Source organism: Microbispora sp. H10670 (assembly GCF_014161385.1).
In the GTDB taxonomy this organism is placed as follows: domain Bacteria; phylum Actinomycetota; class Actinomycetes; order Streptosporangiales; family Streptosporangiaceae; genus Microbispora; species Microbispora triticiradicis.
In genome coordinates this window covers 130,519-155,190 of record NZ_JABBWW010000009.1, presented here as the reverse complement: position 1 = coordinate 155,190, position 24,672 = coordinate 130,519, and the positions used below count along the sequence as shown (strand labels likewise).

The 24,672-nt window shown below is 71.3% G+C and carries 12 protein-coding genes; 6 read left to right on the top strand and 6 right to left on the bottom strand.

Annotation, left to right across the window (positions count from 1 at the left end):
* Nucleotides 1-366: 366 nt before the first annotated feature.
* The 3 genes from HHX33_RS15720 to HHX33_RS15710 all read left to right on the top strand — a co-directional run bounded on the left by HHX33_RS15720 (nt 367) and on the right by HHX33_RS15710 (nt 14,334).
* On the top strand, nt 367-9,723 hold the full coding sequence (locus HHX33_RS15720) for a calcium-binding protein (RefSeq protein ID WP_310741400.1): 9,357 nt from the start codon (nt 367-369) through the stop codon (nt 9,721-9,723).
* Between the two features lie 13 nt (nt 9,724-9,736).
* The gene (locus HHX33_RS15715) at nt 9,737-11,962 is read left to right on the top strand and encodes a hypothetical protein (protein WP_182875249.1); all 2,226 of its coding nucleotides are present in this window, start codon (nt 9,737-9,739) and stop codon (nt 11,960-11,962) included.
* 74 nt (nt 11,963-12,036) lie between these two features.
* Complete coding sequence (locus HHX33_RS15710; protein ID WP_182875248.1) at nt 12,037-14,334, top strand: hypothetical protein; 2,298 nt, start codon at nt 12,037-12,039, stop codon at nt 14,332-14,334.
* Nucleotides 14,335-14,393: 59 nt separating this feature from the next.
* Here HHX33_RS15710 and HHX33_RS15705 read toward each other — a convergent pair whose 3' ends face one another.
* The 6 genes from HHX33_RS15705 to HHX33_RS15680 all read right to left on the bottom strand — a co-directional run bounded on the left by HHX33_RS15705 (nt 14,394) and on the right by HHX33_RS15680 (nt 19,568).
* A complete protein-coding gene (locus HHX33_RS15705; protein ID WP_182875247.1) occupies nt 14,394-15,626 on the bottom strand; it encodes a beta-ketoacyl-[acyl-carrier-protein] synthase family protein in 1,233 nt (410 codons plus the stop codon).
* 39 nt (nt 15,627-15,665) lie between these two features.
* Nucleotides 15,666-16,502 (bottom strand): sterol desaturase family protein, encoded by an 837-nt coding sequence (locus HHX33_RS15700; RefSeq protein ID WP_111700982.1) that lies wholly within the window; start codon nt 16,500-16,502, stop codon nt 15,666-15,668.
* 48 nt (nt 16,503-16,550) lie between these two features.
* Nucleotides 16,551-17,621 carry a type III polyketide synthase gene (locus HHX33_RS15695; protein ID WP_182875246.1) on the bottom strand — a complete coding sequence of 357 codons (1,071 nt, stop codon included), beginning with the start codon at nt 17,619-17,621 and terminating at the stop codon, nt 16,551-16,553.
* A gap of 225 nt (nt 17,622-17,846) precedes the next feature.
* Nucleotides 17,847-18,116: a hypothetical protein gene (locus HHX33_RS15690; protein ID WP_259402507.1), complete on the bottom strand. Its 270-nt coding sequence runs from the start codon at nt 18,114-18,116 to the stop codon at nt 17,847-17,849.
* A 150-nt stretch (nt 18,117-18,266) separates the two neighbouring features.
* Entirely contained in the window at nt 18,267-18,911 is a 645-nt protein-coding gene (locus HHX33_RS15685; RefSeq protein WP_220501858.1) for a DNA alkylation repair protein, read from the bottom strand.
* A 159-nt stretch (nt 18,912-19,070) separates the two neighbouring features.
* Complete coding sequence (locus tag HHX33_RS15680) at nt 19,071-19,568, bottom strand: pyridoxamine 5'-phosphate oxidase family protein (protein ID WP_182875244.1); 498 nt, start codon at nt 19,566-19,568, stop codon at nt 19,071-19,073.
* A 215-nt stretch (nt 19,569-19,783) separates the two neighbouring features.
* On the opposite strand from HHX33_RS15680, the gene HHX33_RS15675 reads away from it, so the two are divergent.
* The 3 genes from HHX33_RS15675 to HHX33_RS15665 all read left to right on the top strand — a co-directional run bounded on the left by HHX33_RS15675 (nt 19,784) and on the right by HHX33_RS15665 (nt 24,627).
* Nucleotides 19,784-20,560 (top strand): alpha/beta fold hydrolase, encoded by a 777-nt coding sequence (locus HHX33_RS15675; protein WP_182875243.1) that lies wholly within the window; start codon nt 19,784-19,786, stop codon nt 20,558-20,560.
* A gap of 831 nt (nt 20,561-21,391) precedes the next feature.
* Nucleotides 21,392-22,741, top strand: coding sequence for a glycoside hydrolase family 30 protein (locus HHX33_RS15670; protein ID WP_182875242.1), 1,350 nt, complete (start codon nt 21,392-21,394; stop codon nt 22,739-22,741).
* A 107-nt stretch (nt 22,742-22,848) separates the two neighbouring features.
* Nucleotides 22,849-24,627 carry a hypothetical protein gene (locus tag HHX33_RS15665; RefSeq protein WP_182875241.1) on the top strand — a complete coding sequence of 593 codons (1,779 nt, stop codon included), beginning with the start codon at nt 22,849-22,851 and terminating at the stop codon, nt 24,625-24,627.
* The last annotated feature ends 45 nt before the right edge of the window (nt 24,628-24,672 follow it).

The window sequence follows — 24,672 nt, the reverse complement described above, 5'->3', positions numbered from 1 at the left end:
GCCAGCACCGTCTCGTTGTGGTTGGTGGACAGGCCGGGTTCGAGGACGGTCTCGTTGTGGTTGGTGGACAGGCCGGGTTCGAGGACGGTCTCGTCGTGGTGGAGAGACATCGTGACTCCTTGGTGGGGTCGGAGGGCCCGCCCCGACGGGGGTCGCTCGGGGCGATCAATCTTGACGATGGCAAGACTGTCTTGTGGCTCCCTTAAGGCGCGGCGAAGCCACGGCGCCCGGCCCGATGGATCCCGCAAGAGTCCACAACCGGTTCTTTAGACCTCATCGCTAGACAGGGCCGCGGAACATCACCTGTAAGTCCTGGGGGTCCCCGTGGTACGGCGGCGATTGGTCGGCATCCTGTGTGCGTTGGGAGTGCTGGCGGGCTTGGTCACAGCCGTGCCGCAGGCCGCCACCGCGGCCGCGCAGCCCGACGCGGAGACCTCGGCCCTGCTGTCGGTCGTCGAGCGCTTCGCCGTTCTCGGCAGGGGCCTGGGCGCGGTAGGCCCGATGAACGAGCAGTTGCCCCTCGTCGGGCTCGTCCCCGGCGCGGAGGACGGACTCGGCCTGGGCGACCTGTTCGACGTGGCGGTGTACGACCAGCTCAGGGGGCTCACGAGCCTGGAGGATCTGGAGGACGAGTACCCGCTGTCCGGCCCGCGCGCCGGGCGGCTGCTGGCCAAGGCGAGCACCCAGGGCGGGGTCAGGCGCCTCGACCTGACCCTGGAGGTGACCAGGACGGTCGCCGACCGGCCGATCTCCGTCAGCAGCGCCCAGCCCAAGGTCTCGCTGACGACCTCCGGGGGAGTGGACGTCACCCTGAAGCTGGTGGCGAAGCTGCCCTTCGCCTATGATCCCGCCACCAAGGCCGCCTGGCTCGGCAGGGACGTCGCGGTGACGGTGCAGGCCGACGGGCGGCTCACGGCCGGGGCCACGCCCTCGGCCGCATTCGGCATCCTCGGCGTCGACCTGTCCACCGCCTCCTCGCTCTCCTTCACCTCGGCGTTCGCCTCCTCCGTCGCGGACCCCGACGGCGACGGCAGGCTGAGCCAGGACGAGCTGGGAGCGGACGGAGCGGCGTCCGGGCTTTTCGCCTTCACCAGGAAGGGCTCGGCGACCGCCGCGCTGCACGTCACCGCGAAGCCGTTCGCCGGCGCCCAGGTCGAGGGCGCGACCGCGACCGTCGGCGTGAGCTGGCCCGACCTCGCGACGGGCGGGCCGCAGGTGAGCGTGAGCCGGCCCGACCTGGACCGGCTGGGCCGCTTCCAGGCACTCACGCCGAAGGACCTGCTCGACGGGCTGACGCACCTGTCCGGCGCGATCACCGCCGTGCAGCGGGCCCGCTGGGGCGACCAGGGCGATGTGGACCTGCCGTTCATGCGCGGCTCCCTGGCCGACGCGGTGCGCGTCTCCGAGGCCATCGACGCGTTCGTCACCGGCAACGTCGACCGGAACACCGGCCAGCCCACCTTCACCTCGATCCAGGACATGTTCGCCGCGCTCGGCAGGGCGCGGAACCTGCCCGGCGGCGCGATCATCAAGGTCGCCGACGCGGGCTACGACGACGCCGGCAAGAAGATCGCGTTCACGCTCGTCGTCGACCGCCCGGTCAACCCCACCCCCGAGACGCTCAACCCGGCCGGACAGGCCACCACCGGCTCGGGCGCCGGCGTCGCCTACACCGCGAAGACGCTCAAGCACACCGGCCAGAAGTGGACGCCCGGTGAGCTCGCCGGCCGTACGGTCACCGCGGGCACGGCGAGCGGCATGGTGGCGGACAACACCGCCGACACGGTCACCCTCGCCGGGGACGGGTGGCGCGGCGGGGTGCCTGCGGCCGGGACCGCCTACCGGATCGCCGCCGCCGACCCCATGATCGGCCAGGTCACCCTCGGCGACACCTTCAAGGCCCGCGCGGGCCTCGCCCAGGCCAACGCGGACGTCGCCGTCGCCGGCGTCATGCGCGGTTACCACGCCGCCGCCACGGTCGTGCTCGACCTGAGCGACCCGGTCACCGGTCAGGCGTGCGCCTCCCGGCCGGACGGGCAGCGGAAGGCCTGCCCCTACCGGCACGTCAACCCGGACGGCAGCTCCACCGTGGTGACCGAGCTTCCCCGGTCCGCCGACCGCGTCATGCTGCGTACCGGCCGCGACCTGTTCGGCGCGCAGGTGTCGGTCAGGAGCGCCGTCAACGTCAACGCCGTCGTCGGCTACCTGGCCGTGCAGGTCACCGGAGACCTCACGATGACGGGCGCGAGCGGCGGCGACGTGGTGAAGGTCGCGCTCAAGGACATCGGCGACGTGCCGCTGACACGGCTGTTCGAGCGGCTGGCGGGCAACCCCGGCGAGGTCCTGACCTCTCAGGTGGACGCCGCCGCCCGGGCCAGGCTGACCCTGGGCGTCCCCGGCATGGCGGACTTCTTCGGCGGCAGGGTGACCGGCGACGTGGAGATGCCGGACGTCCGCAAGCCGGACACGCTGAACTTCCGCGGCTTCGACCAGATAGGCAAGGTCAAGGGCTTCGCCTTCGACCCCGACAACCCCCAGGCGCTGTTCGGCACGCTGATCAAGTCGCTGGGCGCGCTGGCCGGCTACCTCGACCACGTCCAGGGCGACGGCCCGGTCGGCAAGGCGATGACGACCAGGGTGCCGCTCCTCGGCCGGTCGATTTCCGACCTGGTCGCCGCCGAGGAGATGGGCTCGGGTCCCGGCGTCGGGTACGGCGACGGCGCCTGCGGCACCGAGCACGGCTTCGTGACCGATCCCTCGCGTACGTTCACCCAGGCGCACATCGGGCGCGGCGTGGTCATCGGCACCCGCGTGATGACCGTCGAGGCGGTGTGCGCCGAGCACACCCTGGCCTTCACCGCGAAGTTCGGCGAGGCCGCTCCCGCGCCGGGGAGCGCGTACGCGCTGCGCTCTCCGCTCAGGGACGCGATCGACCGGCTGACCGCGGCCCCGCCGGACACCGTGCAGGCGCTGGTGGCCGAGCTGAACAGGGCACTCGGCGGCCAGGTCCGCGTCTCCTACGACGACGGCGCGCTGCGGCTGTCGCTGGCATACGACAAGAAGGCGGCGATGAACGAGGCGCTGCGCTTCTCCTTCGGGGAGCGTAGCCTGGTCGCGGCCTCCGGTTCCGGCACGCTCGACGCCTCCGTCACCGGGCAGGTGCGGCTGGGCCTGCGTGTCGCGCTCAAGCGCGACTTCGACCTCGCCCAGGACCTGCTCGTCGACACCGACTCCGGCCTCGACCTGGAGGCGAGCGCGCGGCTGGACGGCACGGTCAAGGCGGACATCGGCCCGCTGCCCGTCTCCGTCGGCAAGGCCGGCGACGACCCGCTGCAGGCCAGGCTCGCGTACGGCGTGAGCCTCCGGTACGACGGCGACCCGCAGGAGGCGGTGCCGCCGGCCGACTTCTTCGCCGGGCTCGGCCTGTCGCTCAACGAGACGACCGAGCCGGTCACCTGCGACCGCGACCCCCGGCGCGACGAGACAGACCTGGCGCTGTGCGCGGTGCTGCCCGCCTACCTCAACGGCAGCCCGATCACCGCGGACGGCAGGCACGCGTTCATCCTGCGGCTGCCCAGGGTCGCCCCGCTGGCCGAGATGTTCGACCTCACCGCGAAGCTGCCTGGCGACATCGACCGGCTGGAGATCCCCAGCTTCGACTTCTCCGCGCTGCCCGCCGGGCTGGAACTGGACTGGACCAATCTGGGCGACGGCCTCGACCGGTACCTCACCGCGCTGGAGTCCGGCATGCGCACGGCCTCCTACGGCGGCAGGCTGCCCCTGGTCGGCGCAGACCTGCAGCAGGGCGCGGACTTCGTCGGCGCCAAGCGCGAGGAGATAAAGGCGGCGATCGCCAAGCTGCCGAACGGCGGCCGGGTGCCGACCGGCAAGGACCTGCGGGAGTGGTACAACGCCGAGCTGGCCCCCAAGGTCGGTCCCGGCGTGCAGCCGCTGATCACTTGTGTGCAGGCGCCGGAGCCGGCGGAGCCCACGGCGTGCGACGCGGCGAAGGGCACCGAGCTGACCGGGGTCAAATTCACGGTCGACATCGCCAAGGGCACCGTGGACCCCCAGCAGGGCTGTGTCGAGGGCTGCGCGAGCCTGGAACGGCGGCTGAACATCGGCATCCCCGGTCTCGCGCTGCGCCAGGGCCCGGGCAAGGGCGTGCGGGCCAGGCTCGGCTGGCACGTGAAGGCCACGATCGGGCTGGACCGGGCCAACGGCTTCTACATCGACGCCGGCCAGGACGACCGGCCGCAGGCGGGCATCGGCGTGAACATCGCGCTGCCCGAGGAGATCAACGCCAAGCTGGCCATCCTCGACGTCACCCTGAAGAACCGCACGCCGCGGTCTCCGGACCTGTTCACCGGCACCTTCACCGTCGGGCTCAAGCCGGTCGGCAAGATCGGCCTCGGGCAGCTGGCCGACGCCGGGGACCTGGTCGAGACCTCGCTGAAGGCCAAGACCGCCGTCGACTGGCGCTTCACCGTGACGCCCGGTTCGCCGATGCTCCCCGGGCTGTTCGGCGACTTCACCCTCGACTGGGACCTCACCAAGGCCGGCGGCCCCGACCCTGCCGACCTGCACATCGCCTTCACGAACGTGAACCTGGAGGCCGGCGACTTCTTCCGCAGCGTCCTCGGCCCGGTGGTGACCCAGGTGAAGCGGGTCACCGACCCGGTCAGGCCGGTGATCGACCAGCTGTACGCGCCCATCCCGGTGCTGTCGGACCTGAGCCGGGCGGCGGGCGGCGGCGACGTGAACCTGATGACGATCGCCAAGAAGTTCAACACCCTGGGCGGGAACAGCTCGACGCAGTTCGTCGAGCGCATGGTCGAGATCACCAAGCTGGTCACCTCATTGCCCGACTGCCGGGGCGAGCTGCACATCCCCCTGGGCGGTTTCACGGTGGCCGGCGACAGGGCGCTTGTCACGCAGAACTCGCCGGACGTGGCGGACTCGCTGATCGGGGACACGACCCCCGAGACGCAGGACCTCCTGGCGGCACTCGACCAGGGCGCACGAACCTGTGACAAGGCCACGGCCACGGCCGACGCCGAGCAGGGGCCGATGGGGCAGTCCTCGAAGGCCGGCTTCTCCTTCCCGGTCCTGAACAACGCGGGCCGGTCGATCTTCAGTCTGATCATGGGCAGGGACGTCGAACTGGTCGAGTACGACTCCGGGCCGCTGCGTCTGGGCTTCACCTACAGCCAGTCCTTCGGCCCGGTCTACGCGCCGCCGCCCGTCATGGTCGTCATCTCCGGCACCGCCGGGGTGGAGGCGCGGATCAGGGCGGGCTTCGACACCTACGGCATCCGTAAGGCGATCGAGCAGGGCAAGGCCGACCTCCAGGTCCTCGACAGCCTGTACCTGAGGACCGCCGACGAGCGGGGCCGCCCCCTGCCGGCGATCACCCTGTCCGGCCGCCTCGAGGCCGGGGCGGCGGTCGACGTGCTGCTCGTCAAGGCCGGAGTGAGCGGAGGGATCTCCCTCGGCATCTCGATGAACTGGGCCGACCCGACCAACGACGGCAAGTTCAGGTTCTACGAGTTCTCCGGGATCCTGCTGCGCAACCCGCTCTGCCTGTTCACCATGGACGGCAAGCTGAAGGTGTACCTGAAGGCGTGGGTGGAGATCGGCATCTCGATCTTCAAAAAGCGCTTCGACTGGACGATCGTCGAGGCCACGCTGCTCGACTTCTCGGCGAAGCCGAAATGCGACGAGGCCCCGCCCAAGCTCGCCACCGTCAGCGGCGAAGCGCTGGTGCTGCACATCGGCCCGATGCGCGGCGCCAGGGGAGGCAGCACCGCCAAGCCGGGCGACGACGCCGAGCAGTGGACCGTCGGCCAGCTCCCCGGCGACGAGGGCTTCGTGGTGAGCGCGCTCGGCGTCCGCGAGGAGCACCACACGGCGGGCCTCGACCGGGTGCTGGCCGACGGCCGCGGCGCCACGGGCGACCTCAAACTGGTCTTCCAGGGGTACGCCGACGCGTCCGGCGCGCCGTACCCGTTCGACCGGAAGATCGTCGCCTTCGGCGGCGACGGCGACGACATGATCCTCGCCGGGTCCGGCAGCACCGTGGCGGACGGCGGCAAGGGCGACGACCAGATCACCAGCGGCGACCGGTACGACGAGCAGGGCAAGACGGTGGTCGTCGTCGCCGGAGGTCCCGGCGACGACTACCTGACGGTGGGCGGCGCGGGCGGCTGGGTGGCCGGTGACGGGCGCCTGACCCCCGCCGTCCGGAAGGTCGGGAACGCGGAGGTCGCCGACTGGGACGCCGACGGCCCGCCCGGTGCGCCGGCCGACGCCCCGGGCGACGGCGACGACCGGATCGCCGCCGGACTCGGTGAGAACCGGCTGTACGGCAACGGAGGAGACGACACCGTCGGGGTCGCCTCCGACAGCCCGCTGGCCGCCTCCGACCCGTCGCCGCGCTTCCGCGCCCAGCCGAGCCTGCTGGTCGGAGGGCCCGGCGGCGACACCCTCACCGGTGGTTCCGCCGCCGACGAGATCTACACCGGACCGCGGGAGGAGTTCGGGCCCGACGCGCCGGGACCCGCGGACTCGGGGCCGAACTACGTCGACACCGGCGCGGGCGCCGACAGGGTGTACGGCGGCGGGGCCGTCGACCTGGTCGCCGGGCGTTCCCGTCCCGGCGAGACCGTACGGATCCTGGGCGGCGGCGGCGAGGACGTCCTCGCGGGCGGTCACGGCAAGGACGAGATCTTCGGCGGCCCCGGCGACGACTGGGTGATCGCCGAGCCCTCCGACGTAAGCGAGGCGCAGGGCCGCGACGAGTACGGCCCCGCCCGGCAGGTACGGCACCTGCCGCTGCCCGCGGGCGTGGAGCCCTCGGTCAAGCTGCTGTCCGGCGGCGACGGCGACGACCACATCGTGGGCGGCGACGGCGGCGCCACGATCTTCGGCGACAGGGTGCGTGACGAGCCCTGCACCGACGCCGAGGCGGACGGCGACGGCCGCGACCTCGTCCTCGGCGGCGCCGGCACGGAGACCGTCTCGGCCGGCGGGGGAGCCGACCGGGTCGAGGCCGGTGGCGGCCAGGACCGCGTGTGCGGTGAGAAGGGCGACGACACCCTGTACGGCGGAGCGGGCGACGACGACGTCGGCGGCGGCCCGGGCGACGACATCGCCTACGGCGACGACGGAGCCGACGAGGTGACCGGCGGCGCCGGCGGCGACACCCTGTACGGCGGAGCGCAGGACGACGTGGTCGCGGGCGAGGCCGGCGAGGACACCGCGTTCGGCGGCCTCGGCGACGACCTGGTCGTCGGCGGCAGCCGCACGGCCGGCCGGGCCGACGCGGGCGACACGCTCTACGGCGACGCCGGAGCCGACCGACTGGTCGGCGACAACGGCGACGCCACCGGCCCGTCCGACCTGGACGGCACACCGGAGGAGGCCGGCGGGCCCGACGTGATCCACGGTGGCGCCGACGCCGACACCGCCTTCGGCGGGATCGGGGCCGATGAGGTGCACGGCGACGCCGGCGACGACCACCTGGAGGGCGGCAACGGGGCCGACCAGGTGCTCGGCGAAGCCGGTGAGGACGAGCTCGTCGGCGGCGGCTCCGGGCCGCACCCCGACGCGGGCGACACCCTGCTCGGCGGCGACGGACCGGACGTGATCGCCGGTGACAACGCCGTCCTGAGCACGTCCGGCGCGGCCACCTCCGTCGCCGTACGGCCCGGCCAGTTGCGCACTCACCGGGTGGAGCCGCTGGCGGGCGGCTCCGGCGCGGACGTCGCCGACGGCGGCGCGGGCAACGACGCGATCTTCGGCCAGGGCGGCCCCGACCGGCTGCGCGGCCAGGAGGGCGACGACTACGCGGAGGGCGGCGCCGGCGTCGACTGGGCCGAGGGCGACCAGGGCGACGACGACATCGTGGGCGGCTCGCACGCGGCGGCGGACGACGCCGCCGACGCGCTGTTCGGCGGCCCCGGCGACGACGTGGTCACGGGCGACAACGCGGTGGTGACACTGGCGGGCACTCCCACACGGGCGACGGTCCGCCTCGGCTCGGCCGGCGCGCCGATGACCCCACGGGCGGTGAAGCTCCTGGACGAGGGCTCGGGGGACGACCGCGTCTCCGGCGGTTCGGGCGTGGACGTGCTGTGGGGGCAGGACGGCGACGACCAGATCTCCGGCGGCGGCCAGGGCGACTACGCCGAGGGCGGCGGCGGCGCCGACCGGATCCGCGGCGATCTCCCGCTGTCGGCGGAGTCGACCCGGACAGCCGGCGAGCCACTCGCCGACCCCGGCTGGAAGGGGGTCGCGAGCGGGACCGCCGAACTGGAGGGCGAGGACGCCGCTCCCGGCCAGGACGACCTCATCGGCGGCTCGGCCAAGCCGGGCGCCCCCGACAAGGCCGACGCGATCGAGGGCGGCGGCGGCGCCGACGTCCTGCTCGGCGACAACGGCTCCCTCGTCCGCACCCTGACCGGGAACGCCGAGCGCGTCTACACCGAGCGCTACGCGGCGGGCCAGGCGCCCGCCGACGCCACCCGCAGCCGCACCCACGACCCCGCGCTGCCCGGCGACTCCACCCGGTTCTGCACCCAGGCCCAGGCCACCTGCGAGCCGGAAGGCTCCTACGGCGCCGACCACCTGTACGGCGACGCGGGCGACGACGGACTGTGGGGCCAGGACGGCGACGACCGGCTGTCCGGCGGCGCGGGCGACGACGACCTGTTCGGCGAGCTCGGCGACGACGAGATGGACGGTGGCGAGGGCGAGGACGCCATGCTCGGCGACCGCGGCGGCGTGGTCGACGAGCGCATCGACGCCGGGGACGCGCAACGTCTCGGCTTCACGGTCAGCCTCAACGCGCCGCCGAAGGAGACCTACCACGGCTTCCCGGCCGGCTCCTACGACCGCCGTACCGACCTGCTGCACGACGCGGACGGCGACGCCTGGGTGAGCGCGGCCATGCCGTACGACGGATTCGCCAAGGGCGGCGACGACCGCATGCGCGGCGGGCCGGGCCGTGACAGCATGCACGGCGGCGCGGGCGACGACCTGATCAACGGCGACAGCGGCGGCGACGAGGTCTTCGGCGACGACGGTGCGGACGTCGTCTGGGGCGGCAAGGGCTGCGACCCCGTCCTGGACGCGGCGACCGCCGACTGCCTCGGCGGCGGCGCCTTCGACCCGGCCGCCCGGGGCACCGGCGACCGCTTCGTCGACCACGTGTTCGGCGGCGCGGGGGCCGACCTGCTCGACTACAACCCGCGCGGCTCCTATCCGGACGAGTGCGCCCCCGGCCGCATGCCCGACGGCGAACTGACCACCGTCGTCGACCCGTGCCTGTGGTTCCGGATGACCGGCAAGGACAACGCCTCGGCGGCCGACGACCAGCACCACCAGGGCGTCGACTGGCAGTACGGCGGCGCGGACCGGGACGTGCTGCAGGGCGACCGGACCGCGAACGGGCCCAACCCGGGCGACAAGATGATCGACTGGAACGGCTCGTTCAACCTCTACACCCACTGCGGACCGGCCAACGGCGGGCACAACATCGTCCGCCAGCACTCGCCCGCGATGCGCGACTTCCTGGCCAAGGTGGCCTGGGGCGCGGGCGCGGGCCGGAGCGCGGGCGACGCGTCCGGCGCGCGGGAGCTGGCGATCCCCGCCAACGACAACGGCTCCCCCTATCCCACCTCACCGGGGCACTTCGACTCGCCCGTCGCCTGCGCGAGCTGATCAGGAGATTTGGATGTTACGCCGACTGACGGCGGCCGCCCTGGCCGCCACCGCCCTGGCCGCGGCGGGACTCGTCGCGGCCCCGGCCCACGCGGCCCCCGCGAGGACACCCTCGTGTGATCCCGGGGACTGCTTCACGGTCAGCGTCAGGCTGGAGCGCGCCCCTGCCGTGGGACAGACCGCGACGCTCACGGTGGAGGTCACCGCGAAGGAGGACCTGCCGGACGCCACGACGACCATCGAGTTGCCCGAGACGCTGCGCTGGGTGCGCCCGCCCGCCGGGCTCGACCGCAGGGCGGCGACGATCGGCCGCAGCCGGGTGGACCGCGCGAGCCGTACGGAACGGGCCCGGAAGGGTGCGCGGGTGCGGTACGAGGGGGTGGTCACGGCGGTCGCGCCCGGCCCCGCCTCGATCCGCGTGCAGGCCCGGGACGGACGGCCCGGTCCGGGCAGCGAAGGACTCGTCTACCTCACCGTCGGCGCCGAGTCCTCGATATTCGGGATGCCCCCGGGCTCGGCCAAGCCGCACACGCGGACGCAACCCTTGGTGCAGACGGCGTCCCTGGCCGGCGACACCTGCGTGCACGGGCAGGTCACGCACGTCACCTTGGACGGTGTTGTCCGGGGGACACCCTCGACGCTCGTGGAGGCGTGGGATGTCGACGCCGGCGGCGCCGAATACGACAAACTCGGGGCGACCCTGACCGACGACGCCGGTAACTACAGGATCTGCTTCACCGGTACCGAAGAGAACGGGAGTGGGCAGGACGTCGACGTCCAAGTGCTCACGGAGGGGCGCTACTGGCGGATCGTGGATCCGACGGACAACGACAACGTCTATTGGGCCAATGGTTCGGTACACAAGGACATTCCCCCGGGCGATGACAGGACCGTCGACGTCACGGCCCCGCCCGGAACTCCCGTGGAGGACCTGCTTCGGATCATGGCGGCCGCCCACGACACGTGGGACTTCTACATCAGGCAACTCCAGCAGCCGGGTAACGACTGCTGGAGACCCGGCGAGGCGGTCTGCCGGACGGTGACCTTCAGATGGGCGCCTACCAGGGTCGTCACGTCGAGCTACTGCTCTTTCGACCCCTGCCGTTTCCAGATCGATCTGGACGCGTCGGTCGGCCTGGAGAAGATGACGGTCGCCCATGAGCTGGGTCATTTCATCATGGACTACACCTACGGTCACCTGCCACCGAGAGATCCTGCCTGCTACGTGCACTACGTGACCAGCCGGTCGACCGAGTCCTGCGCGTGGGTCGAGGGATGGGCCCACTGGGTCTCCGTCCAGACCTACGGAGGCACGCAAATACGGTGGAAGCCCACCGACGGCACGGTCGACGTCGAGAGCCCGACGTGGTTCAGCGCGGGCTGGGACGACGGACCCGATGTCGAGGGCCGGGTGACCGCCGCTCTCCTCGACCTGGCCGACAATCATGAGGAGATCTGGGACACCGGGAGTATAGGAACTCACGGGGTCGTGGCGGCCTTCAGGAAGGCGCCCGCGGACACCTTCGCCCAGTTCCTCACCGGGCTTGAGCCGGAGGACCAGGCCCTCGCGGAGTCCGTGGCGTTCCGGAACACGATCCGCGGCAGCCGGACGGAAGACCTCGACGACCGCACGACGGTGCGCCGACCCGCCAACGTCCCGCTGCAGTCGCTCTTCTCCTCCATCACGGGCAGATGGTCGGTGGTGGCCGCGGCCACCTCCGGGGCGGGCAGCGGGGACGTCGCCCTTGAGGTGGACCCCTTCGAAGGGGGTTCGACGGTCAGGAGTTCGCAGGGGATCGGCCCGGATCCGGATTTTGTCGCCGTGCAGCCCACCCTCGTCGACCAGATCTTCGCGAGCCGGGTGAGCTCCGGCGTCGATCTCCGTGAGTACGTGCTGCAAAGTGCCGCGGCGCCTCCGGGCGACCTGGAGAATGGAACCCCCCAGACGTTCACGATGCCCGCCGACCAGTTGGTGGAGATCCGTACGACTCCGATCGATCTGGGCGCGTTCGTGACGTTCACCGTCACGCCCCAGAACGGGCAGGACATCGACCTCTATGTGATGGCTCCGAACTCCACGGCGTGGGGACTCGCGCGCTCCGCAGCCCGCCGCTCCTCGACCGGCGGGCCGGGGAAGGCCGAACGGATCACCATCGCGGACCCGAAGGTGCCCGGCGTCTACGCGGTCATCGTGGTCAAGAAGAGCGGTGACGGAGACCTCACCCTGGCCCGCACCTGATCCCCAACCGCACCGGGGATCAAGAACATGTCGACTCGCCCGTGGCCTGTCCGGGCTGAGAAGGGAACTCGTCGATGACACGTCGTCTGCCGGCGGTGCTACTGCTGGTCACCGGCCTTTCCATCGGAGCGGTGGCGGCCCGGGCGGAGACCGGGCCCGGAGGCGCCGCGGCGGAGCGGTGCGTGCCCGGCACCTGCTTCGCCGTCACCGCGGCCCTCGACCGGGCCCCCGCCGTGGGGGAGACCGCCACGCTGACCGTCACGGTCTCATCCAGGGAGAAGGCGGCGGACGTGCGGGTCGTGACGGACCTGCCCGGGAACCTGCGCTGGGTGCGCCCGCCCGACGGAACGAGCCGTGGCCCCGCGACGATCGGGCGCAGCAGGCTGGACCGCGCGAGCCGTACCGGCCCGATGCGGAGGAACGAGCGGGTGACGTACGTCGGCACGGTGACGGCCACCGAGCCCGGCCCGGCCGCGGTCAACGTCCACGTCTCCGACGGGCGGCCAGGGCCGGGCAACGAAGCGCTGGCCTACGTCACCGTCGGCGAGGAGAGGTCCTTCTTCGGCATGGCGCGGCCCGCGACCGCCACCCCTCCGCCCACGACAGAGGACGCGGCGGTGGACGCGGCGGTGGACGCGGCGGTGGACGCGGCGGTGGACGCGGCGGTGGACGCGGCGGAGGCCGACACCTGTGTGCAGGGCAGGGTCAGCCACGTGACGGCGGAGGGCCCCTTCCAGGGCGTGCCCCGGCTCAGGCTGCAGGCGTTCGACCGGGACGCCGAGGGCGGCGACGACCTGCTCGCCAGAGGCGAGACCGACGACCAGGGCGACTACGAGCTGTGCTTCGACGGGAGCGACGGCGACGAGAGCGGTGGTCAGGACGTCTACGTGAAGGGGCTGTCCTTCAGCGACTACTGGTCGGTCGAGGATCCGAGGACCAGGGGCCTGTACACGTTCCAGACGCCGGTCGTCGCGGATGTCGAGCAGGGCGGAAGAGAAATCGTCAACTACCTCTCCCCGCCCGGCAGCACGGACGAGGGCGCGTTCCGGATCTTCACGGCCGCGCACGCCACCTGGAAGGCATACACGGGCTGGGCCGGGAACCCCGGCGGCTGCTGGGTCGCCGGCGCGGCACCCTGCCGCCAGGCGGTGATTCTGTGGGCCCCCGACGTCACGATCGCGGACGCTCACTACACACTCCCGGACGACACCATCCACCTGAGCGCGACCGAGCAGCTCGAAAAGATGACGGTGTCCCATGAACTCGGCCACTTCATCATGGATTACGTCTACTCGGATGCGTATCCGCCGACTCCCTCGTGCAACTCGCACTTCATCCTGAGCGCGAGTTCAGAGGGGTGCGCCTGGACGGAAGGGTGGGCCGACTGGCTGGCGGCCCAGACCTACGGGGACACCCGCTACTGCTGGGGACCGCTGGACCCGCCGGTCGAGCTGGAGAGCCCCACGTGGGGCAGCCCCGGCTGGGAGGGGTCGATCGGGCCCGACATCGAGGGCCGGGTGGCCGGCGCGTTGATGGACCTCGCCGACGGCGACCCGAGGAACGAGATCTACTGGGACCTGTCCTCCGAGGGACCGGAGAAGATCGTCTCGGTTGTCCGGGCGAGCAAGCCGAACACCGTGGGCGAGTTCAAGAACGCACTGCTGCCCGCGGTGCCGACGGCGGGAGGGAAGTCCAACGTGCTGGCCGCCCTCTTCCAGAACACTGTAGACGACGTGTTCTACGAACCCCTGCTGGACAGGGTCGAGCTCAACCGTCCGAGTTTCTGGGGCGGCGACTTCTCCTTCACCACAACACGGCCCACTTGGTCTGTGGTGGCCGCGCTCCACGTGGGCGACCCGGCCAACGACACCAGCCTTTCCCTGTACAAGGCCGCCGGGGCGACCGGCGGGGACGTGGTCTCGAGCTGGATGCCCCGCAGCGATCAGCCGGACTTCATCGCGGTCGACGCCACGTCCGGTCCGAGGACCCACCTGCCCCGCGTGTCGACGCTCTCCGCCGGGGATTCCTACCTCGTCGAGTTCGCCGAGTCGGAGGGGTCGCTCGCGCCGGGAAGTTCCACCGAGCTGTCCATGGAGTCGGCCGACGTCGTCGAGATCCGCACGGCGGACCTCACGGCCGGCGTCCCGGTGACGTTCACCGTCACCCCGCTGGACGGTCAGGACCTTGACGTCTTCGTGATGGCGCCCAGTGCCACCAGGTGGGCGAGGCCGAGAGCCGACGCGAAAGGCGCCTACACCAAGGGACCGAGCGCGGCCGAACGCCTCACCGTCACGCCGGGCGTGACCGGCGCCCATGCCGTGATCGTGATACAGAAGAGCGGGAGCGGGCGCTTCAGCCTGGCCCGTTCCTGACGAGGCCCGGCCGCCGGAGACCGCCGGGAACACGGGGTCTCCGGCGGCGACCCGTGGGGTCAGAGGGTCGTGAACACCACGGCGACGTTGTGACCGCCGAACCCGAAGGAGTGGTTGAGCCCGGCGATCTGCCCGCCGGGCAGGGGGCGCGGCCGCCCGCGGACGACGTCCACCTCCACACCGTCGTCCGGTTCGTCCAGGTTGATGGTCGCGGGGACGACGCGTTCGTGCAGCGCCAGCACCGTGAAGATGGACTCGACGGCGCCCGCGCCGCCCAGCAGATGACCGGTCATCGACTTGGTCGCGGTCACCAGTGGATGCGTCCCGATCGTCTCCTTGATCGCGACCGTCTCGACGACGTCGCCGGCCGGAGTCGAGGTGGCGTGGGCGTTGATGTGCCGCACGTCGGCGCCGGTCAGGCCGGCGCCCTCCAGCGCGCGCCGCAGGGCGAGCCGGACACCCGCACCGGTGGGCTCGGGCTGCGCGATGTGGTGGGCGTCGGCGGAGTAGCCCGCTCCGGCGGCCACGGCGTAGGTCCTCGCGCCGCGTGCCCGCGCGTGCTTCTCCGACTCCAGCACCACGATGCCCGCGCCCTCGCCGAGGACGAACCCGTCACGGCCCTTGTCGAACGGCCGGGACGCCCGCTGCGGTTCGTGATTGCGGGTCGACACGGCCCGCATGGCGGCGAACGCGCTCAAGCTCATCGGATGGATGGCCGCCTCGGTGCCGCCCGCGACGACCACGTCGGCGCGGCCCTCCCTGATCATCGCGATCGCGTAGCCCACGGACTCCGCGCCGGAGGAACAGGCGCTGACCGTGGCGTGCACGCCGGCCTGGGCGCCGAGTTCGATCCCGATCCACCCGGCCGCGCCGTTCGGCATGAGCATGGGCACCGTGAAGGGCGACAACGTCCGCCATCCCCTCTCCCTGACCGTCTCGTACGCCGACAGGATCGTGGTGATGCCGCCGACGCCGCTGCCGACGACGACGCCGAGCCGCGCCGGGTCGACCTCCGGGGCGCCCGCGTCCCGCCAGGCCTCGCGGGCGGCGACCAGGGCGAGCTGCTCGCCGCGGTCCAGTCTCCTGGCCTCGGACGCGGAGAGCAGCCCGGCGGGATCGACGGCCGCCACACCGGCGATCCTCACCGGGGCGGAGCCGGCCCAGTCCTCGGTGAGCGCACGGATGCCCGACCGCCCCTCAAGGAGTGCCGACCAGGTCGACGCCACATCCGCGCCGAGCGGCGTCACCGCGCCGAGCCCGGTGACGACGACACGTGGCCGCTCCTCGCTCAACTCGCCGCCTTCTTCCCATTCGATCCGAGGAGGTGCATGTCAGCCTCGCTTCTCCGGAATCCAGCCGGGCGGGCCGAAGAGGTGCCCGAGACGGTCGCGCCAGTGGTCCGCCGTACGGACGTCCCGCCACAGACGGGCGAACTCGCCGAAGGCCACCCGTATGGGGTTGTGACTCTCGACGTCCTCCGTGAGCCCGTAGACGACTCGCCGGCCCTCGGACCTGAAGGTGCCGAAGAGGCGGTCCCACACGATGAGGATCCCGCCGTAGTTACGGTCCAGATAGACGTCGTTCGAGCCGTGGTGCACGCGGTGGTGGGAGGGCGTGTTGAAGACCGCTTCGACGGGCGCCCACAGCCTGTCCACCCGCTCGGTGTGCAGGAAGAACTGGTAGAGCAGGCTCACCGACTTCTGCAGGAAGATCATCCAGGGCGGGACGCCCAGCAGCGCCAGGGGGAGCCAGAAAGGCAGGGAGGTCATCGGGGTCGTCCAGCTCTGCCGCAGCGCGGTCGACAGGTTGAAGTACCGGCTGGAGTGGTGGACCACGTGGCTGGCCCACAGGAGGCGGATCCGGTGGTGCGACCGGTGGAACCAGTAGTAGGTCAGGTCCTCGGCGAAGAACAGCAGCACCCACGTCCACCCCGAAGCGGCGGAGAGGTGCCGGGGCGCCACCTCGTACAGGCCCGCGTAGGCGAGGACGGCCAGGATGTGCCAGGGAAAGTCGATCAGCTGGTTGACCAGTCCCATGAACATGCTCGTCGCCGTGTCGCGGATGTCGTAGCCGCGCTCGTCGTCGCCGGGCAGGAACCGGTACGACACCGCCTCGGCCACTACGAGCAGGAGGAAGGCCGGAATCGCGTACATGACCGTGGTGACCACTCATACCTACCGGTGCGATGAGAACGCCGACGTGGAGGCGGCCGCGCGCTACCAGCGCACGAGGACGAGTTCGGACGAGAAGCCGGGACCCAGCGCGATGAGCAACCCCGGCGTGCCCGGCTCCGGGGGCCGCAGGGCCAGAGTGTCTCTCAGGACGTGGAGCACGGATGAGGACGAGAGGTTTCCCGCCTCCGCCAGGGACCGCCAGGTGAGGTCGAGGGCGCCGTCGGGAAGGCCGAGAGTCTCCGCGACCGCCTGGAGGATCTTCGGGCCGCCCGCGTGGCACACCCAGGCGGTCACGTCCCGCGCCGACAGGCCGTGGTCGCTCAGGAAGCGGTGCACGTCCTCCCTGAGGTGGGCGCGCACGATGCCGGGAATGCCGGGGTCGAGCACGATGCGGAAGCCGCTGTCGGAGACGTTCCAGGCCATCACCTGCTCGGAGTCCGGGTAGAGGCGGCTGCGGCTGGCGACGACGGTCGGACCGGGGGCGCGCCGCGCGTGTGTGTCCGTTCTGCCGGGCCCGCAGGCCACGACCGCGGCGGCGCCGTCCCCGAAGAGGCCGCTGGCGACGAGGTTGGCCGGGGAGGGGTCCTCCCGCTGCACGGTGAGGGAGCACAGTTCCACTGAGAGGAGCACGGCGACGTGGTCCGGCCATCCGCGCAGGTAGTCGTGCAGGCGTGCGATACCCGAAACGCCGCCGAGGCAGGCGAGGCCGAACATCGGCATCCGCTTGGCGTCGGGACGCATCCCGAGCCGGTTCGCCACCCTCGCTTCGACCGAGGGCAGGGCGATCCCGGTCGCCGTCGTGAACATGATCATGTCGACGTCGCCCGGTGTCAGCCCGGCGGCGTCGAGCGCATCGCTCAGCACTTCGGCCCCGAGGTCGACGGCCGCCTCGATGAACCTGTCGTTGGCCGCCCCGAAGCCGTCGAGCTTGACATACCGCTCCAGCGGCAGCGCGAGGCTGCGGTGCTCGACCCGGGCGGAGGCGTGCAGCCGGTCGAGCAGCCGGCGGCTGCCTCCCCGCGGAAGGCACACCTGCGCGAACGCGTCGGTGATCTCCGACTGCGGGTAACGGTGTGGGGGAAGAGCACCGCGGACAGCGGCGATTCGGGTCATGTGAGCTTCCCGGTTGACTGGCGACGGTGTGTCACGAATGAGAGGCCGACATCGGAAATCACCGCGCATTCGGAGACGGGCGTTGTTCGCCGCGACCGTCCGAATGAGGCTCAGACCGGCAAGGGGTGGCCGGGCCCTTCCTTCTCACCTCGATGAACTGAACTTGTCACTGACAAGATGCGCCCGCGCGGGATCGATTGTCAATGGGGAACGTCGGGACCGTGTTCAGGCGCGCTCACGTTCGGCTCGCCGCCGGACCAGCTCCTCGATCGCGCTCGGGAGGGTCGTCTCGAAGTCGATCAGCTTCGCCCACGTCGGGGTCACCACGATCCGGACCATGCCGTCGTAGAGCGAGCGGACCTCGGCCTCCCACTCGACGCGCTGCTCGGGCGTCATCTCGTACGAGCCGTTCATCTGGAGGTACTCGTCCGGGATGCCGTCGACGACGTCCGGCTCGGCCCGGCCGCGGATCAGCAGGATCCTGGGCGGATGCACCTCGGGGTCGATCGCGTGACCCGCGGCAACCAGAACCGGTGACTTCAGCCACGGTAGACCTGTTTATCGGGCATCTCTGCCACCAGCCCACGCGCGAGATCGTCATCGACGGCTGGAGTATCAGGCGGCGCGGGTGTGAGTGGGACCTTCCTATTTCTCGTGCTGCCGGCGTACGAGTTCGGTGATCCAGATCGGCGCGTACGGAGAGGTGCAGCCCGGGGGAGTCGGGTAGTCCTTGAGCACCTCCAGGCGCTCGCCGATGTCGATCGCCCGGGCACGATGCTCGGCGTGCTCGATCCCGATCTGCGCCAGACAGTGGTTCATCGCCCACTGCAGGCGATCCGGGGCGTTCTTCATCTCCGCTTCGATGACGTCGAGCAGCCCTGCGAGGTCGAGGCCCTCGGGCTTCTTCGTCACGCGTTCGGTGGTCAGCGCCCAGCCGGCACTCGCGACCACGGGATCCGGATCGGCGGACCAGGCCAGGCGCAGCTCTTCGGCGTGCGGGTTCTTCTTCACCACGTAGTTCACGAGCCAGTCGTGCACCTTGGGGGCACGTGCCTCGCGCAGCATGCCATCCAGCTGGTCACGCTCGAACGCCTTCGGGCGGCAGATCAGGATCGCCAGCAGCCGCGCCGCGGTGTCATCCGTCTCCCAGAGCCGGCACGCGAGTTCCTGCTGCGTCTTCAGCCGCTTCGCGAGCGCGCGCAGCCTGCCGAGGTTCACACCGTGATCGTCGCCGTGTCTCTCGTTCACCTGGCGCGCCCTCGGGTCCTCGAGCTCGGCCAGCTCGGTCATCACCTCGGGCAGCGTCGTCTCGGTCGGGGTCGTTCCGGCCACCTCAGCCTCCTGTCCGTCATGTGCGAGAGCAGCCTACGAGCACTCGCACGTTCGGCTCAGTCCTCTCGAAACAGGCCACCACCGCTGACGGCGTCCGTGGCGTCGTCGAAACCGTGTTCAGGCGCGCTCACGTTCGGCCCGCCGCCGGACCAGCTCCTCGATCGCGCTCGGGAGGGTCGTCTCGAAGTCGATCAGCTTGGCCCAGGTCGGGGTCACCACGATCCGGACCATGCCGTCGTAGAGCGAGCGGACCTCGGCCTCCCACTCGACGCGCTGCTCGGGCGTCATCTCGTACGAGCCGTTCATCTGGAGGTACTCGTCCGGGATGCCGTCGACGACGTCCAGCTCGGCCCGGCCGCGGATCAGCAGGATCCTGGGCGGATGCACCTCGGTGTCGATCGTCAGGGCGACCATCGGGTTCTCGCGCAGGGCCGGGAGCTTCGGGGCGTTCTTCGTGGTGCACATGACGATCTCCGACCCGTTCCAGGTGAACGCGATCGGGACGTTCCGGGGCGTGCCGTCCTTGGCCACGTACGCCAGCCGGGTCACGTCGCGTGCCAGCAGCTCTCGGCTGATCGGCCGGTCCAGAATCTCGGCGATCTCGTTCGCTCGCATGGTGGTCCCTCCAGGGTCGTCGTCGTGATCCGAGCCGGGGACGGAGCCGCCGGAGCGTTCTCGACATCCGCCGGCCTCCGAGTTCCCGAATTCTTCCGGCTGCAGCTCGGTCGAGGCGGGTACGGCGGTGGACCCAGCGGGAACGTGCCTGGTGGCGGCGTTACTAGCTAGGATTTCGGTCTGCGGCAACGCGACTGAGCACGGGCGGAGGCCGGATGCAGGGCGAACGCCTGAACGACGGCCTGTCCGTGGCCGCTACCGGGAACGGCGCACCCCTGGTCTTCCTGGCCGGCCTCGGTCCGGGTGCCGACCTGTCCCAAGGGGTCCCGCGAACCATGGCCCGGTCGGCCCGCGCCGTCGCGCTCGGATCTGGCCGCACGGTCCACCTGATCAACCGTCCCGTCGACATGCCTTCCGGCACGACCATTGCCCGATTGGCCGGATGGCACGCCATCGCACTGCGGGAGCGGTTCGGCGAACCGGTCGACGTCATGGGTACCTCCGGTGGAGGCGTCACCGCGCTCCAACTCGCGATGGACCACCCCGAAGTCGTACACCGCCTGGTCATCTCCGTCGCCGCGAGCCGCGTCAGCGACCGCGGACGACATGACCTGATACGGAGCGTCGAGATGGAACGCCGGGGGAAATCCGCCGCCTGGATCAGCAGCGGCCTGGTCGCACACGGACTCCTGCGCGTGGTCGTCGCGGCCATGTACGCGCTCGGCGCCGACCAACAGCGAGCCCCCGGTGAGGTCGCCCTCATCGAAGCCATTCAAGAGTGGGATGTGACGGCACGGCTGGGCGAGATCACCGCACCCACGCTCGTCGTGGGTGGCACCCGGGATCCCCTCGTCCCACCCGCGCTCGTCGAAGCGACCGCACGCGGCATCCCGAACGCTCGGCTCCTCCTGCTCCGTGGCCGAGGCCACATGACAACGCTCTTGGACCCGCGCGCCACGCGGGCGACCACCGCCTTTCTCGACGGTGGGTGATCGTGCTGTTGACTGCTCCAACCACGCGAGCATCGCGTAAGCAACGCGGACGGTCTCCTCTGCGGCGATGAGGTGTACGGCGGCTGCACTGGCTTGCGCAGGTTGATCCCGCTGACCGTCCCGGAGATCAGGCGCCTGCTCACCGCTGTCCTGCAACCCGTACATCCGCCCGGTCATGCCACACGCCGGCTGTATTGGCGACGCCGCCACCAGGCACGTTCTCGCTGGTGCCATCGCCGTACCCGCCTCGACCGAGCAAATGTCCTGGTCGGCTAGGAATTGGCGACTGCCGTAGTAAGACGCCGGGTGATATTCCGCGCCAGGGCGAAAAATACCGTGTGGCCATTCGTCACACGGTTGCCGGAAATTCGCATCCGGCCAATTTTGTCGGAAAGTTTCGAATACTATTCGATAGTTTCTGTTCAGGAGTGTAGACAGGTTACAGATATGTGTCAAGCATCATGAGTGCCGTGGTCAGCGTGGCACCACCCTGAGGCGTACCCCCGCGGCACCGCAACCAGGCCGTTGAGCAGGTGCGTTGAACCAGAAGGCCGGTTTCCCCGACGCGTGCGTCCCGCCCGTCCTGGGTCGGCGGGGAGGCTCGGACTGCGAGCCGAACCCCCGCACCGTCCCTGCCGTCCCCCTGTCAGCAATGGTCGGCGCTCCTCTCCGTGACGAATTACGCCGAAATTTTCGGGAATCCGGCCTGGCATATTGAGTCACACGTTTCGGCGTGCTATTTCTGTGAGTGTTCCGGGACTGTCCGGCCATAGAGGAGTTCGTCCCGCACACGTCGGCAGGCGCGGAAACCCCCTCGACACCGGAGTAGCCATGCGTAAACACGTCCTCGCGGCCGCACTGCTCGCCGTTCCGCTGATCGGGCAGGCGCAGCCGGCGGCCGCGTCGCCGGTCACCATCGACATCGACGACAGCGTGAAGTACCAGAAGATCGACGGGTTCGGGGTCTCCACCGCGTTCCGGCGCAACGAGCTGATCAAGGCCCTGCCGGAGGACAAGCAGCAGGAGATCCTCGATCTGTGGTTCAGCCGCCAGAAGGGGGCCGGGCTCAGCATTCTCCGGCTCGGCATCGGAGCGCGGCCGGCGGGCAGCCCGTACGACCAGATGGTCTCGATCCAGCCGGAGGACCCGGGCGGCCCGACGGCGCCGCCCAGGTACGTCTGGGACGGCGACGACAACAGCCAGGTCTGGATGGCCAAGGCCGCCCAGAGGTACGGGGTGCGGCGCTTCTTCGCCGACGCCTGGAGCGCGCCCGGCTACATGAAGGACAACGGCGACGCGAGGAACGGCGGCAAGCTGCTGCCGGAGTGGCAGCAGGCCTACGCGAACTACCTCGTTCAGTACACGAAGTTCTACGCGCGGGAAGGCGTCAGGATCACCGACCTGGGCTTCACGAACGAGCCCGACTGGACGGCCGGCTACGAATCCATGCGCTTCACGCCCGAGGAGGCCGCCCGGTTCGTCAAGGTGCTCGGCCCGGTGGCCGGGGCCGCGGGCGTGAAGGTGGCGTGCTGCGACTCCTTCGGCTGGGACCAGGCCAAGGCGTACACGGAGGCGATCGAGGCCGACCCCGAGGCCGCCCGCTGGGTGCGGGTGCACACCGGCCACTCCTACGCCAGTCCCCCGACCTCCCCGCTGCCGACGGACCGCCACACGTGGATGTCGGAGTGGGGTCCCGGCGGCAGCACGTGGGACGAGCAGTGGGACGACGGCAGCGGCCAGGACGGCATGACGGTCGCGCAGGCCGTCAACGACGCGCTCACGCTCGGCGGCGCCTCCGCCTACGTGTACTGGCTGGGCGCTTCGAGCGGTGCCACCAGGGCGTTCATCCGCATCGACACCACGACGCAGACCTACCAGGTGTCCCGGCGGCTGTGGGCGATGGCCGCCTACAGCAGGTTCATCAGGCCCGGCGCGGTGCGGCTCGGCGCGACGGCCTCCGACCCCGGCCTGAAGGTCTCCGCGTTCCGCAACGCCGACGGTTCCCGCGTCGTCGAGATCCTCAACACGGGTACGGACCCCGTCACCTGGGACAAGATCAAGGGCCACGGCCGGGCCAGGGCCTACCTGACCGACCAGGACAACGCGGTGGCCCCCATCCCCCTGCGGGGCAAGGGCGTGACGATCGCGCCGCGCGCCCTGACGACGATCGTCCTGGGCTGAGCCGTCCCGCCCCGGCGCGCGAAGATCATGGAGTCTGATCGGCGGCGCGGGACCGCTGGTTCCGCTGTGTCCGCCTGGACGGCGGTGCCGCACTAAGATCGCGTCCCGTGCTTCCGGACAGTCTCTGGCGGATCATCAGGATCGGATCGGCGGGCCTGGTCCTCGCGGCGGCGGCCGCGGGCCTGGTGCTGGGCGACGCCTGGCTCTGGGTGGCCGTCGAATGGTCGCCGCCGGCCTACGCGGGGTTCTACGCGCGCGGCGGGTTCGGCACCGCGACGGTCGTGGCGCTGGTCGTGGCCGCCCTGGTGAAGGCCGCGCTGCTGTGGCTGATCCTGCGTGCCCCCGCGCCGGGACTCCTGGACCGCCGGGCGAGGGCGCTGCGCCTGCTGCTGTACCTGGCGGTGGCGTACGCCCTCGTGCTGTGGTTTCCGATCGCGCTGCTCCCCGACGCGGTCGACGCGGCATTCCAGCTCGCGCTGTGGGCCGCGATCGACGTCCTCTACCTGCTCGTCATCCGCTGGCGGTCCCGCGTGCTGCGCGCGGCGGCCGGAGCGATCTTCGCGGTCGAGCTGGCCGGGATGGCCGACGACCTGCTCGACGAACTCGACCTCCCGGAGCTCGGCTCGGGCGGCGTCGTCGAACTGGGCCTGATGCTGGGCGGAGTGGCGGCGACCGTCGTCACGCTCGTCGGGCAGCGGCGCGACGGCCGGTGGAGCCGCGGCACGCAGGCCGCCGGGTGGGTGTCGGTGGGCGTCTGCGTGCTGGTGATCCCGCTCAACGTCCGCTTCGCGATGATTCCCAGCGGCGGGGATCTGGCGATACCGGTCATGATGGACGCGCTGGGGCTCGTCAGCACCGTGTGGATCGCGGCGACCGCCCGTGAACTGCCCACCGAGGGCCGCCCGGCGGACCTGCCGCCCGCGCGGCGGCGCGTGATCCGCGTCGCGGCGGCGGTCGTGGCCCTGCTGCCGGTCATCGCGATGATCCACCCGGAGCAGACCCCGCACTTCGCCTACACCGGCTGGTCGGCGAACTGCTATGACCGGCCCGGCTTCGGGGACCTGAGGCCCGCGGAACGCGACGCCGCGTTCCTGTGCCGGGCGCGGAGCACGGACGGCGGAGTCCCGCCCATGTTCCCGGACAGCCTGTCCGACCAGCAGGTCCTCGCGTACGGGCGGGCGCTGTGCCGCGCGAAGGACCGCGAGGAACAGGAGGCGATCCTGACCCGGGCCGGGAGCGCGCGGCCCGCCTGGGGCGCTGACCCGTGGGACCTCGTCTACGTCTGCCCGGAGATCGTCGGCGCGACCCATCCCGACCTGCTGCGGTCGACCGCCGAGACGAAGGCGGCGAACGACGCCTATGTCGCCGAGCGGAACGCCGAGTGCCGCGACTCGTGGCCCCGGACGAAGGGCGTCGTCCAGGCCACCGCCAACTACTTCCTGTTCGCCGACGGCGATCCCGGCTACCTGGTCTACGACCCCGAGGACGAAGCGGCCGGCGAGTCGGCGGAGCGGGCGACCGACAGGTCCTTCGACGACAGCGCCCTCATCGGGGTGGCCGGCAGCGCGGTGCTCGTCGGGCATGTCGAGGACGTCGCCGATCTGTGCCTCACGGTGAAGGCGTTCCGCACCCCGCCGCCACGGCGGACGGCCGGGTGGGATCAGGTCGACGAGGTGCCGGTCGTCAGCCGCAGCGGCCGGCTCACCGTGCCGGAGATGGGCGAGGGCGGAGAGGTGGGCGCGGGCGCCCCGATGCCGAACCTGGCGATCGCGGGGAAGGGCCGCTACCGGGTCCGTGTCCACGTGCGGGTCGGCGAGCTGGGAGAGGAGCACCTGGTCGTCGTGTTCCCGGGCGCGTCGAGGAAGAGGCTCAAGCTGAGGCCGTGAGCGGTGCGGGGCGCACGCAGGCCCGTCCGGTGTGCGCCCGCACGC

Coding starts and splice junctions, on each gene's coding strand:
- HHX33_RS15715 (WP_182875249.1), top strand. CDS start 9,737: ATGTTACGCCGACTGACGGCGGCCGCCCTGGCCGCCACCGCCCTGGCC.
- HHX33_RS15710 (WP_182875248.1), top strand. CDS start 12,037: ATGACACGTCGTCTGCCGGCGGTGCTACTGCTGGTCACCGGCCTTTCC.
- HHX33_RS15695 (WP_182875246.1), bottom strand. CDS start 17,621: ATGACCCGAATCGCCGCTGTCCGCGGTGCTCTTCCCCCACACCGTTAC.
- HHX33_RS15685 (WP_220501858.1), bottom strand. CDS start 18,911: ATGACCGAGCTGGCCGAGCTCGAGGACCCGAGGGCGCGCCAGGTGAAC.
- HHX33_RS15680 (WP_182875244.1), bottom strand. CDS start 19,568: ATGCGAGCGAACGAGATCGCCGAGATTCTGGACCGGCCGATCAGCCGA.
- HHX33_RS15675 (WP_182875243.1), top strand. CDS start 19,784: ATGCAGGGCGAACGCCTGAACGACGGCCTGTCCGTGGCCGCTACCGGG.
- HHX33_RS15670 (WP_182875242.1), top strand. CDS start 21,392: ATGCGTAAACACGTCCTCGCGGCCGCACTGCTCGCCGTTCCGCTGATC.